Genomic DNA, 12,000 nt, shown 5'->3' with positions numbered 1-12,000 from the left:
CGCCGCGGGGGTCAGCCGATCTGCCAGCCGCCGTCCACGGTGATCGACTGGCCGGTGACGTAGCGCGACAGGTCGGAGGCCAGGTACACGTAGGTTCCGGCGAGATGATCGAGCGGACCGAGATGGCCGACCGGAATCCGGCCCTCGAGCGCGCCCCTGACTTCCGCTTCCGGCACGCCGCGGATGGCGGCACGGTCGCGGAACAGCTGCCGGATCATCTCGGTGTCCATTTGCCCGGGGCAGACCGCGTTGACCAGAATCCCGGCCGGCGCGAGTTCCGCCGCCAGGCTCTGCATCACGCCGATCATGCCGAATTTCGAGGCCGAGTAGGCCGAGTTCTCGCGCCCGCCGCGCAGTCCGAACAGCGACGAGGTGAATACGATCCGGCCGCCCTTGCCGTGCGCCAGCAGGCGCCGGGCCGCGACCTTGGCGGTCACGAAAGCGCCGGTCAGGTTCACGTCGAGCACCCGGCGGAACTCGTCGACCCCGGTTTCGACCCCGTGCTTCAGGACCAGGATGCCGGCATTGGGCACCGCGATCGCAAGCGGGCCGAGGTCCGCCTCGATCCGCGCGACCGCCATCTCGGTCGCCGCTTCGTCGGTCACGTCGAGGGCGACCGGCAGGACCCGGCCCGGCAGCCCCGCCGCCGCGGCCTCCAGCACGTCGGCGCGCACGTCCGCGATCGCCACGGCGGCGCCCTCGGCCAGGAAGGCGCGCGCGACCGCGAGCCCGATCCCCTGCGCGCCGCCGGTGACCAGCGCCACCTTGTCCTGCAACAGTCCCGCCAAGTCGTCGCCCTCCGGTATCGGGCCTGCGGCCATCCGCAAGTCCTTTGCGCAAGACGCAAACGACATGCCACCGTCCTGCGACCCCCCGGAGGCTTGGCCATGACCGCCCCGCTCGCATTCGATGCCGCCATCGAGGCCGCCACCCCCGCGCTCCTCGCCTTCCTCGACCGGCTGGTCGCCGCCGACAGCAGCAACCCGCCCGGCGACACGCGTTCCGTCGCGGACCTCGTCGTCGATCGGTTGAGCGCGGCCGGCATTGCCCCCCGCACCGTCCGCAAGGTGCCGGAGAAACCCAACGTCATCGCCGTCGCCGAGGGCAGCGGGCCCGGCCGGCATCTCGTCTTCAACGTCCATCTCGACACCGTGCATCCGGGCGAGGTCGCCGACTGGTCGGTGCCGCTGCACGCTGCGACGCACCGGGACGGCCGGATCTTCGGCCTCGGCGTCGGCAACATGAAGGGCGCGGTGGCGGCCCAGACGCTCGCCTTCGAGCTGCTGGCGGCCCACCCGGACGCCTGGTCCGGTCGCATCACCTTCACGGCCGTCGCCGACGAGACGGTGTTCGGGCCGGATGGGGCCGGCTATCTCCTGGAGACCGAATCGGGACTGATCGGCGACGCCATGATCTGCGGCGAGGGACCCGGCGCGATGGCGCTCGCGCTCGCCGAGAAGGGTCTCCTGTGGCTGGCGCTCGACGCCACCGCGCCGTCTGCCCAGGGCATGCTGGCGCGCCCGCTCTCATCGGCGGTCACCCGCCTCGCCGCGGCGATCGCCGAGATCGACCGCTGGAACGACACGACGGCGGCACCGCCTGCCGAGATCGCCGCGGTCGCGGACCATCCCGAGCGGGACGGCCTTCGTCTCTCGGTCAACACCGGCACCATCGCGGGCGGCCGTTTCGTCAGCCAGTCGGCGACCCGGGCCACCGCGGAGATCGATTTCCGCATCCCGCCGGGCCTGACCATCGCCGACATCGAGGCCCGCGTCGACGCGGTGATCGGGCGGATCGAAGGCCTGTCGCGCCGGCGCCTGAAGGGCTGGGAGCCGAACTGGACCGCGGCCTCCAGCCCGATCGTCGCCGCCATGGCAGCCGCCCATGGCGCGGTGCGGGGCGAAGCGGCAGTCCCGGTCGTCCGCTTGCCCGCGAGCGATGCCAGCCGCTGGCGCCGGCTCGGCGTGCCGGCGGTCTGCTATGGTCCGCAGGCCGATCGCGTCTCCGGCGTCGACGACTGGGTTCATGCCCGGGACGTCGTCGATTGCGCCAAGATCTACGTGCGCGCTGCGCTCGCCTTCCTGTCCGAACCGACCTGACCCCGGCATTTGCCGAACACCGACCCTCGAGGCCCGAACATGCTTCTGCCGGATCCCTTTTCCTCCAAGTCCCGCCCGGCCGTGTTCGGCATTCGTGCCGCCATCTCGGCGGCGCATCCACTTGCGACCGCGGCCGCCCAGGCGATCATCGAGCAGGGCGGCAACGCGGCGGATGCCACCGTCGCCGCCCAGGCTGTGATCGGCGTGCTCATCCCCGAGGCCGGCGGCGTCGGCGGCGACGGCTTCTTCCTGGTCCGCACCGCGCCCGGGCAGGTCACCGCGATCAACGCCGCCGGTGCGGCGCCGTCTTCCGGCGTCCCAGAGGCGATCCGCGACGACGGCACGTCCGTCAACGTGCCGGGTCTCGTCGCCGGATGGGCGGAACTCGCCCGCCGCTTCGGCCGCCTGCCGCTCGCCCAGAGCCTCGCACCCGCGATCCGGATCGCACGCGACGGCATGCGCGTCCGGCCGCGTCTCGTCCATACCGTCGGCCAGCAGCGCGCGCGGCTGGTCCGCGGCGGCGCCGAAGCCTCCGTCTTCCTGACTGCCAAGGCGCATGATCTGGTTTGCCAGCCCGAACTTGCCGCCACGCTGTCAGGCATCGCCCGGGACGGCGCCGACTGGTTCTACGGCGGCCCGGTCGGTGCCGCGGTGGCGCAGGCGGTGGCGGCGCGCGGCGGGCTGATGACACCCGGTGACATGGCCGGCCACCAGACGACCGTCACGGCGCCGATCTCGGTCGCCTGGGCGGGGCGGACCGTGCATGTGCAGCCGCCGATGTCGCAGGGCATCCTGCTCGCCATGGCGCTGAACGGTTTCGAGAAGCTCGGCACCGTACCGCTCGACCGCGTGGAACACGCCGCCGTCGAACTGACCGAGGGCTCCTTCGCCTATCGCGACCGCTGCGCGGAGGGCGCGGCCCTGCTTGCCGTCGACCTGCCGGTCGACCTCGACCGGGCCTCCGGCCGCGGCGGGCCGCGCGGCTATCTGCATACGGCCGGGGTCGCGGTCGCGGATGCCGATGGGATGGTGATCTCGTCGCTCTTCTCGGTCTTCGACAATTTCGGGTCCGCCATCTACGTGCCCGAGGGCGGCTTCGTCCTCAACAACCGCGCCGGCAGCTTCACGGGGGCGCCGAACGAGGTTGCGCCCGGCAAGCTTCCGGTCCACACCCTGGCCCCGATGCTGATGGAGCATGACGGCGAGGCGGTCGCGATCTCGACGCCGGGTGCCGACGGCCAGGTGCAGACCCTGCTGCAGATCCTGGCCGCGACGGTGCTGCAGGGGATCGACCTGCCCAGCGCGATCGACCGCCAGCGCTGGCGGTCGGAGAACGGCAAGCTGCTCATCGAAGCCGGCCATCCCGCCTTCGACACCCTGAAGGCACTCGGGCATGCGGTCGTGGAGATGCCCTATGGCGACATCCGTGGCGGCGGGGTCGTCTGCGCGGGCCTCAAGGGAACCATGCCCTACGCGGTCTCGGACTTCCGGCGCGAGAACTGGAGCGGCGCCGTCTGAGGCGCCCGCGACATCGCGTGACGGCCGCGGCCGTCACGCCCCGCCGACGAGCCGGGCGATCCCGGCCGCGATCGGGATCGCCGGGCGGTAGCCGAGACGGTCGCGGGCGCGGGCGAGATCGAGCGGGCCGATCGCCCCGTCGCCGTTCTCGCCCTTGTCGGCGACCACGTCGAGCCGGAGCGCCGGCAGATGGGCGCACACCATCGCGCCGATCGCGGCCTCCGACAGATACTCGCCGCCCGTGATGTTGACGGGCACGCAGCCGCCCGCAGGCGTTCCGACCGCCGCGGCGACGGCCTCGACCACATCCTCGACCGCCACGAACTGCCGCATGTTGGAGCGCTCGTCCGTGACCACGACCGATCCGCCGGACCGTCCGGCCGCGATCAGGTCCGAGACGAGGTAGGGCGATGTCCGCCCCGGCCCGTAGATCGATGCGATCCGCAGCATCCAGGTGTCGATCCCGGCGCTGGCCGCATAGGCGGCGACGATGGCTTCGGCCGCGACCTTGCTGGCGCCATAGGGATCGGTCTTGCCGGTGGCCCAGTCCTCACGAACGGGCTCGCGATCCGGCCGGTCGCGGTAGACCGCGTTGGAGGAGAAATGCACCAGCCGCGGCACCGATGCCCGGCGCATGGCCTCCAGGACGGACAATGTGCCGGTGACGTTCACGTCGAACATCAGCGCCGGCTCGCCGCGCGCCAGCATCGGGCCGGAGATCGCGCCGGCATGGACGACGAGGTCGGGCCGGGCCTCGGCGAGCGCGGCGATCACGGCCGGCCGGTCGCGCAGGTCGAGCCCGGTCCAGCCTCCGGACGGGTCGGCGGAAAGATCGGTGCCGAGCACCTCGTGCCCGTCCTGCGCCAGCCGCCGGGCGAGGTGACGCCCGACGAAACCGGCCGCGCCGGTGAGCAATAGCCGCACGGTCGTCCCTCCCTCAGGCCGGATGCACCCGCATCCAGTGCTCGGCGATGTCCTTGCCGGTCGCCACCCAGACCTTGTCGCGGCTGCGGATGTGGTCGAGGAACCGGACCAGCCCGGTGATCCGCCCGGGCCGTCCGATCAGCCGGTCGTGCAGGGCGAGCGACATCATCTTCGGCCGGTCCGCGCCCTCTGCGTAGAGCGTCTCGAAGCAGTCGATCATGTAGCGGGCGAAATCGTCGCCGGTTGAGAAGCCGTGGTTCTGGTCGAACCGGTTGTCGTTGGTCTCGAAGGAATAGGGCACGACCAGATGCCTGCGGTCCGACACCGTGACCCAGTAGGGCAGTTCGTCGGCGAGCGAGTCGCGGTCGTAGAGAAGCCGGCCCGTCTCGACCAGGAGGCGCCGGGTGTTGGCGCCCGGCCGGCCCGTCATCCAGCCGACCGGTGCGACCCCGGCCACCTGCTCCAGCGTCTCGAAAGCGAGGCGGATATGCTCGCGCTCCTCGGCCTCGGGCATCACCTGGTAGTCGAGCCAGCGATAGTGGTGGCTGACGATCTCGTGCCCCTCCGCAGCATAGGCGCGCACGAGCCGCGGATTGCGCGCGGCCGCCCGGGCGACGGCGAGCAGGCAGACTTTCACGTCGAAACGCCGGAACAGGTCCAACAGCCGCCAGGCGCCGACGCGCGACCCGTAGGCAAAGACGGACTCCACCAGCGGGCTGCGCAGGCCGTCCAGCGAGGGCTGTCCGATGTCGTTGAGCACGCCTTCCGAAACGCCGTCCCCGTCCATCAGCGAGCGCTCGCCGCCGGCCTCGTAGTTCAGATTGATGTTGACCGCGATGCGCGCGCCGCCCGGCCATTGCGGGTCCGGCGGATTATCGGCGTAGCCGACATAGTCGCGGTCGTCGATCATGGGCGCGGGCTCCGGTCGGATATCGGTGCAAAGCCTAAGGACCCTTGCATCAGAAGCAAGCCGGTTTCAGAGGCGAAATGGTCACCGCTTGGGCGAGGCCGGTCGCTTTCCGACAGGACGGGGACGGACCGCCGCATCTCGGCGCCGGCGGCCAATCGCCATCAGTTCATGCAAGTTACTTGCATATCACGCAATTCGCGTTAGCCTGATCGGATCGGACATTTCGCAGCGAAGGAACGAGACCTCATGCCCATCCGCAACGGCGCCGCCTATCTCGCCGCCCTGAAGGACGGCCGCCGCATCCATCTCGAGGGCCGCCGCGTCGCCGACGTGACCGCCGACCCGGCTTATCGCGGCACGGTGGCTTCCTTCGCCCGGCTCTACGACTTCCAGGCCGCGCCCGAGAACCGCGACCTGATGACCTTCGAGACCCCGACCGGGCGGCGCGTCAACCGCGCCTGGCAGCTGCCCCTGTCGCCCGACGATCTGGTCCAACGTCGCCGCGCCATCGAGGCCTGGTCGGCGCTCAATTTCGGCTGGCTCGGCCGGTCGCCCGACCATCTGGCCACCGCCCTGTCCGGCCTGATGATGGGGCACGACGTGATGGCGCAGCACGATGCCCGGCGCGCGGTCGCGTTCCGCGACTACTTTGAGTACGCGCGCGACCGCGACCTCTTCGTCACCTACGTGATCCAGAACCCGCAGGCCGACAAGTCCAAGTCGGCGTCGTCCCAGGCGCGCGACCTTGTGCTCCATGCGGTCGACGAGGACGCCGACGGCATCACCGTCAGCGGCGCCAAGATGCTCGGCACCAGTTCGGTCATGGCGGACGAGATTTTCGTCGGCAACATCCAGCCGCTGAAGGCGGGCGAGGGCGCCTATGCGCTCAGCTTCGCCATGCCGATGGCCACGCCCGGCATCGTGCTCCTGTCGCGCCGCTCCTACGAGGCCGGCGTTACCACGTCCTGGGACTATCCGCTGTCGAGCCGGTTCGACGAGAACGACGCCGTCGTGGTCTTCGACCAGGTCAAGGTCCCGTGGGAGCGCGTCTTCGTCCATGGCGACGTCGACGCCGCGCGGACGCAATGGCATGGCACGCCGACGCATGTCTATCAGAACTACCAGTCGCAGATCCGCCTTGCGGTAAAGCTCCGCTTCCTGGTCGGGCTCGCCCGCCGGATCGCCGAAGTCAACGGGTCGGCCGGCATGCCGCAGATCGAGGGCACGCTGGCGCGGCTCGCGGCCGACGCGTCGATCGTGGAGGGCATGGTCGCCGGCATGGAAGCGGCGGGCCGTCGCTTCGGCCCCTACTGGGTCCCGTCCGCGCACCTTCTCTACGCGGCGCAGACCTACACGCAGGAGCTCTACCCGCGCTTCGTCAACACCATCCGGGATCTCGCCGGCGGCGGCGTCATCATGCTGCCCTCGTCGGTGCGCGACCTGGAAAACCCCGAGATCCGCGCCCTGATCGAGGCGACGCAGGTCTCCTCGGCGACGGATGCGGTCGGTCGCGTCGGCGTCATGAAGCTCGCCTGGGACGCGCTCGGATCCGAATTCGCGTCCCGGCACGTGCAGTACGAGATGTTCTATGCCGGGGCCCCCTACGTGAACCACGCCAACATGAACCGCACCTACGACTGGGCCGGCGCGACCGCCTTCGCCGACGCGGCCCTCGCCCTTTCGCCCCGCCCGGACTGGCCCGCGCGGGCTGCCGCCGAATAGGCGCCCGTCACAGGAAGACGTCGCCGCCATTCGGCGACAGCGTCTGCCCGACATAGAAGTCGCCGTCCGCGGATGCCAGCATCACGGCGGTCGGCGCGATCTCCTCCGGCCGGCCGAAGCGGCGCAACGGCAGGCCGCCGATCTTCCAGGCCTTCCATTCCGGCGACAGGGTGTCGTTGAGGCGGGTGTCGATCGGGCCCGGCGCGATGGCGTTGACCAGGACGCCGTGCGGCGCCGCCTCCTGCGCGAAGGCGCGCGTGAAGCCGACCACCCCGGCCTTCGCAGCGCTGTAGTGGGCGAGGCCGGGCGCGCCCTTGTAGGCGAGCTGCGACGTGACGTTGATGATCCGTCCCGCGCCGCGCGGCTTCATGGACCGGTAGGCGAGCTGCGACAGCAGGAAGGTCGCCTCCAGATGGACCCTCAGCATCCAGCGCAGCGAGGCCATCGAGATGTCCTCGACCAGCGCCTCCTCGCTCACTCCCGCATTGTTCATCAGGATGTCGACCCGTCCGAGCGCGGCCTCCGCCTTGGCGAAGAGGTCGCGGCAGGCCTCTTCGGAGCCGATGTCGATCCGCCATGCGAAGCCGCGTCGCCCGGCCGCCGCGATGGCGGCCAGGACCGCCTCGGCGCCTTCGTCGTCGTCGTCATGGCAGAAGGCGACGTCCGCGCCCTCGGCCGCGAAGGCGCGTGCCGTCGCGGCGCCGATGCCGCGGCTTGCGCCGGTGATCAGCGCCATGCGCCCTGCGAGACGGCCGCTCATGCCGCGGCCCTCCGGGCGGCCCGCTCCGCGGCGGTCGCCGCCGGGTCGAGCGTTCCGTCCGCCGCGCACACGACCGCATAGACGGACCGCGCCCGCGCCGGCGTCACCCAGCCCTCGGCGACATCTTCCGCCACCCGCTCGACCTCGCGCTCGAGCGGGTCGCCGCAGCCGCCGCCCGCCGCCGTAATCGAGATCAGGCTCTCGCCCGGCTGCAGCACCACCTGTCCGTAGGTCGGCAGGATTTCCTCGCTCCCGTCCGCCCTCACCCGCCACTGGCGCGACGGCCCGCCCGGCAGTCCGCCGCCGACGCCCTCGGCCGGATGCACCGTGCCGTCGCTGACATAACCGACCTCGACGGGGGCCGCGGTCGGACCGAAGCGTGTCAGCGTGCCCGGCGCGCCCCGGCGCCGTCCGTCGCCGCCGGTATCCGGCACGATGGCGCGATCGTGGATCACGATGGGGTGCTGGATTTCGGCGACCTCGATCGAATGCATCTGCGGCATGCCGGCATTGCCCATGGACAGAAGCGTCACCCAGCCGTCGGTATACGGGTTGCCGGGGCCGCCGCTGCCGGCGAACAGGATGCCGTTGCAGTAGGGCGCGCCGGTATCCGGTTCGAAGCCCGACAGCACGCCGGCCACGGGCGGGAACGGGGGCCCGCCATCGGCCATGCCGAAGCGCGGATCGATCTCGGCCACGGCGCGCTGGACCGCGCAGCTCAGCCGGTCCGAGAGGTTGGTCGTCGCCACCGAGACGCTGGTCGGGTGGCGCGGGATGCCGACGCAGCAGTTCTCGCGCAGCTTCACCTCGATGCGGCGCAGACTGCCGGCATTGGGCGGCACGGTATGGTCGATGCAGTTGAAGATGCCGACGATCGCGGCCGACAGCGCGCAGCCCTGCGACAGGTTCAGGCCGTTCGGCATGCGGTCCGGATTGTCGGTCAGGTCGATCGTCACGCGCCCTGCCCCGGCGTCGATGGTGACGTCGGCCTGCACCCGGATGCCGCCGGGCGGCGTCCCCGGAATAGCGTCGTGGGTGCCTGCCGCGACCGCGCGCCCGGACGCCAGGCGGCCGAGTGCCGAGACCATCCGGCGTTCCGAATAGTCGAACCAGGCCCGGGTGTGGTCCTCCAGCGCATCCCAGCCGCGCTCGGCACCGAGGTCCAGAAGCTCCTGCTCGCCGATCCGTGCGGCGCCCAGCGCCGCGAGATAGTCGCCGCGCCACTGCTCGGGCACGCGGATGCGCATCTCGCACATCCGGATGATGTCGTCGATGTCCCGGTAGTCGCGCTGCACCAGCACCGCCGGGAAGATCACGGCGCCCTCTTCGTAGACGTCGCGCGCGGTGCCGACATAGGTGGTCGGGATCGAGTTGCCGCAATCGGCCTGGTGGGCCTTGACGAGCGTGGTGAACCGATGCCGGCCCCGGTCGTCGAAGACCGGGATCATGATGGCGTGGTCGGCCGCATGGGTGTTGCCGTGATAGGGCGAATTGTGCAGCACGGCATCGCCGGGGCGCAGATCCGGATGGAACGCCTTCATGGTGGCGTGCATCAGGTCCGGTCCGCGCAGGACGTGGATCGGATAGCACTCCGCGCCGGTGACCAGTTCGCCGTCGGCGGTGAGGATCCCGCAGGAGAAGTCGCGCGCCGTGTTGAGCACGCCGGACCGCCCGGTCTTCAGGAGCGTATGCGCCATCTTGCGGGCGATCGCCTCGAAGCGGTTCTTCAGGATGGCGAGCGCGACCGGGTCGCGATGATGGCGGCGGACGAGCGGCGTGGTGGTCATGCTGCGGCCTCCCGGGGTCCGATTTCGCCGCTCGCTTGGCGGATGGTCGCCATCAGCCCGTGCGCCGTGACGCCGATCTCGGCGCCGGGCGGGACCACGATGGTGGTGTAGGCGGATTCCACGATCAGCGGCCCTGGCACCGCATGGCCGATATCGGCCGGCGTCAGCACCGGGACGGCGATCGCCCCGATCCCTGCGAAAACCGCGCGGCGGCGGCGGGATCCGGGGCGCGGCGGCTCGGCTTCGGCCCGCGGCAGGTCCCGCCCGGCACGCTGCACCGTGCGTGCCCGGAGCCCCCAGGAGACCACCTCGACGGCCGAGCGCGGGTCGCCGATGCCGTAGAGCCGGGCATGCGTCGCGTCGAAGGCGGCGCGGATGGCCGCCAGGTCGCCGGGCCCGGGCATGCCGGCGCCGAGTGGGATCTCGATCTCCCAGATCTGCCGTTCGTAGCGACCCTCCAGGAAATATTCGAGCCTCGGTTCGGCGCCGTCGCCCGCCGTCTCGGCGGCGAGCCGCGCCGACAGGTCTTCGCCGATCTGCGCGAGATCCGCGCCGGAGAGGCTGTCGAGCCGCGCGAAGCGCGTGACCCGGACCTCCCGCAGCATGTCGGACAGGAGGGCGCCGACCGCGCTCATGGCCGGCGCCATGGCGGGAAACAGCACCGCCCGGCAGCCGAGCCGCCGCCCCAGTTCGATCGCACCGAGGCCGGCCGCGCCGCCGCCGGCGACCAGGACGGCGCGCGCCGGATCGACGCCGCGCCGGATGGTGACCTCCTCGATCGCCTGGACCATCTGCTCGCCGGCGACCTCCAGGATTGCCGCGGCCGCGTCCTCGATCCCGATGTCGAGCGCGGCCGCCAAGGGTTCGATCGCGGCGCGTGCGAGCGCGGCGTCGAGCGGCATGCGCCCGCCCAGGAACCCGGCCGGATCGAGATAACCGAGGACCAGCGCGGCATCGGTCACCGTCGCGGCCGTGCCGCCCCGGCCGTAGCAGGCCGGACCCGGCACGGCGCCGGCGCTGGCCGGGCCGACCTGCAGCAATCCACCCTCGTCGACCCCGGCGATCGAGCCGCCGCCGGCACCGACGCTCGACACGTCGACCGAGGGAAATCCGGTGATGTGGCCGCGATAGCGCCCGCCGATCCAGAGTTCCTGGGTCGCCGGCAACCGGCCGTCGGCGACCAGGCTGACGTCGAAGGTGGTGCCGCCGGTGTCGATCACGACCGCGGTGGCGCTGCCGGCATCGGCCTCGGCGAAGGCACGGCCCGCGACGGGCGCCATGGCGGGGCCGGAATTCAGCGCATGGATCGGCGCCCGCGCCATCGCGGCGATCGGGACGACACCGCCCTGGGAGGTGACGGCCAGCGCGGTCCCGGTGAAGCCTTCCTGCCGCAGACGCGTTTCGAACGCGGCGAGATGCGCCGTCATCAACGGCTTCAGCACCGCGTCGAGGCAGGCCGAGGAGGCCCGCCGGTATTCGCGCAGACACGGATTGAGCTGGTGCGAGAGCGTGACGGGCAGGTCCGGGAAGCGTTCGGCCAGGAAGCGGCCGACCGCCAGTTCGTGCGCCGGATTGACGATCGACCAGAGCAGGCAGACCGCGACCGCCTCGATGCGCTCGCGCACCACCGCCTCCGCCAGCCGCTCCAGTCCGACGGGATCGAGCGGCGCCAGGATGCGGCCGGCGGCATCGATCCGCTCCGCGACCTGGAAGGTCAGGCGTCGCGGGACCAGCGGGGCCGGGAACGGCACGGTGTAGTCGAAGGGCTCGGTCCGGCCGCCTTCGCGCAGGAGCAGGATGTCGGGATGGCCGGCCGTGGTCACGAAGGCGGTCCGCGCGCCGCTGCCCGTCACGATGGCGTTGATCGCCTTGGTGCTGGTGTAGATGAAGACCTCCGCGGCGGCGAGGATGGCCCGGCGGCTGGTGCCGTCCGCGGCCGCGGCCGCATCGAGCGCGGCGAGGACGCCCGCGACGGGATCGTCCGGCGTCGAGGGCGCCTTGTGGATCGCGATCGACCCGTCCTCGCGCTCGAGCGCCACGTCCGAGAACGTGCCGCCAATGTCCACGGCGATCCGGTAGGTCATGCTCTCCCTCCGACTTGCATGCCATGCAACAAGCATGCATCGTGCCATCGGAGGGCGGCCGGAGCCGCGGCGCGCGGGGCCGCAACCGCTCGGCTTGCCAAGACCGGCGGCGCACAGAGCGAACGATCCTTCGGCAGTCCGCCACTTCCTTGGGCGACCCGTGCCGCGATCGCATTCCACCTCGCCGCGGCCATCT

General features: G+C 71.6%; 9 protein-coding genes. 3 read left to right on the top strand and 6 right to left on the bottom strand.

Features of this window, described 5'->3' with window-relative positions:
* Window positions 1–11: 11 nt before the first annotated feature.
* The gene (locus KL771_RS19075; RefSeq protein WP_261970109.1) at window positions 12–788 is read right to left on the bottom strand and encodes an SDR family NAD(P)-dependent oxidoreductase; all 777 of its coding nucleotides are present in this window, start codon (window positions 786–788) and stop codon (window positions 12–14) included.
* A 99-nt stretch (window positions 789–887) separates the two neighbouring features.
* Here KL771_RS19075 and KL771_RS19070 point away from each other — a divergent pair, with 99 nt between their 5' ends.
* Both KL771_RS19070 and KL771_RS19065 read left to right on the top strand, forming a co-directional pair.
* Window positions 888–2,099 carry a M20/M25/M40 family metallo-hydrolase gene (locus KL771_RS19070; protein WP_261970108.1) on the top strand — a complete coding sequence of 404 codons (1,212 nt, stop codon included), beginning with the start codon at window positions 888–890 and terminating at the stop codon, window positions 2,097–2,099.
* 39 nt (window positions 2,100–2,138) lie between these two features.
* A complete protein-coding gene (locus KL771_RS19065) occupies window positions 2,139–3,617 on the top strand; it encodes a gamma-glutamyltransferase (RefSeq protein WP_261970107.1) in 1,479 nt (492 codons plus the stop codon).
* Between the two features lie 33 nt (window positions 3,618–3,650).
* Here the strand turns inward: KL771_RS19065 and KL771_RS19060 are convergent, their stop codons facing one another.
* Together KL771_RS19060 and KL771_RS19055 are read right to left on the bottom strand one after the other, a co-directional pair.
* Complete coding sequence (locus KL771_RS19060) at window positions 3,651–4,541, bottom strand: NAD-dependent epimerase/dehydratase family protein (RefSeq protein ID WP_261970106.1); 891 nt, start codon at window positions 4,539–4,541, stop codon at window positions 3,651–3,653.
* 13 nt (window positions 4,542–4,554) lie between these two features.
* Window positions 4,555–5,451 (bottom strand): polysaccharide deacetylase family protein, encoded by an 897-nt coding sequence (locus KL771_RS19055; RefSeq protein ID WP_261970105.1) that lies wholly within the window; start codon window positions 5,449–5,451, stop codon window positions 4,555–4,557.
* 246 nt (window positions 5,452–5,697) lie between these two features.
* Here KL771_RS19055 and KL771_RS19050 point away from each other — a divergent pair, with 246 nt between their 5' ends.
* Window positions 5,698–7,173: a 4-hydroxyphenylacetate 3-hydroxylase family protein gene (locus tag KL771_RS19050; protein ID WP_261970104.1), complete on the top strand. Its 1,476-nt coding sequence runs from the start codon at window positions 5,698–5,700 to the stop codon at window positions 7,171–7,173.
* Window positions 7,174–7,180: 7 nt separating this feature from the next.
* Here the strand turns inward: KL771_RS19050 and KL771_RS19045 are convergent, their stop codons facing one another.
* The 3 genes from KL771_RS19045 to KL771_RS19035 are packed head-to-tail and all read right to left on the bottom strand — an operon-like array spanning window position 7,181 to window position 11,804.
* A complete protein-coding gene (locus KL771_RS19045) occupies window positions 7,181–7,933 on the bottom strand; it encodes an SDR family NAD(P)-dependent oxidoreductase (protein WP_261970103.1) in 753 nt (250 codons plus the stop codon).
* Window positions 7,930–9,720, bottom strand: a complete 1,791-nt coding sequence (locus tag KL771_RS19040) for a hydantoinase B/oxoprolinase family protein (protein ID WP_261970102.1) — start codon at window positions 9,718–9,720, stop codon at window positions 7,930–7,932. The genes KL771_RS19045 and KL771_RS19040 overlap by 4 nt, the downstream gene beginning before the upstream one ends.
* On the bottom strand, window positions 9,717–11,804 hold the full coding sequence (locus KL771_RS19035; RefSeq protein WP_261970101.1) for a hydantoinase/oxoprolinase family protein: 2,088 nt from the start codon (window positions 11,802–11,804) through the stop codon (window positions 9,717–9,719). Before KL771_RS19035 ends, KL771_RS19040 begins: the two co-directional genes overlap by 4 nt.
* Window positions 11,805–12,000 lie beyond the last annotated feature (196 nt).

It is taken from the genome of Prosthecodimorpha staleyi, from assembly GCF_018729455.1.
GTDB classification, from domain to species: domain Bacteria; phylum Pseudomonadota; class Alphaproteobacteria; order Rhizobiales; family Ancalomicrobiaceae; genus Prosthecodimorpha; species Prosthecodimorpha staleyi.
The sequence above is the reverse complement of the archived record's forward strand: the minus strand, read 5'-3'. Positions and strand labels throughout refer to the sequence as shown.

What these genes read in the sequence shown, in the direction of transcription:
- KL771_RS19070 (WP_261970108.1), top strand. Translation starts at nt 888, where the DNA reads ATGACCGCCCCGCTCGCATTCGATGCCGCCATCGAGGCCGCCACCCCC.
- KL771_RS19065 (WP_261970107.1), top strand. Translation starts at nt 2,139, where the DNA reads ATGCTTCTGCCGGATCCCTTTTCCTCCAAGTCCCGCCCGGCCGTGTTC.
- KL771_RS19055 (WP_261970105.1), bottom strand. Translation starts at nt 5,451, where the DNA reads ATGATCGACGACCGCGACTATGTCGGCTACGCCGATAATCCGCCGGAC.
- KL771_RS19050 (WP_261970104.1), top strand. Translation starts at nt 5,698, where the DNA reads ATGCCCATCCGCAACGGCGCCGCCTATCTCGCCGCCCTGAAGGACGGC.
- KL771_RS19045 (WP_261970103.1), bottom strand. Translation starts at nt 7,933, where the DNA reads ATGAGCGGCCGTCTCGCAGGGCGCATGGCGCTGATCACCGGCGCAAGC.
- KL771_RS19040 (WP_261970102.1), bottom strand. Translation starts at nt 9,720, where the DNA reads ATGACCACCACGCCGCTCGTCCGCCGCCATCATCGCGACCCGGTCGCG.
- KL771_RS19035 (WP_261970101.1), bottom strand. Translation starts at nt 11,804, where the DNA reads ATGACCTACCGGATCGCCGTGGACATTGGCGGCACGTTCTCGGACGTG.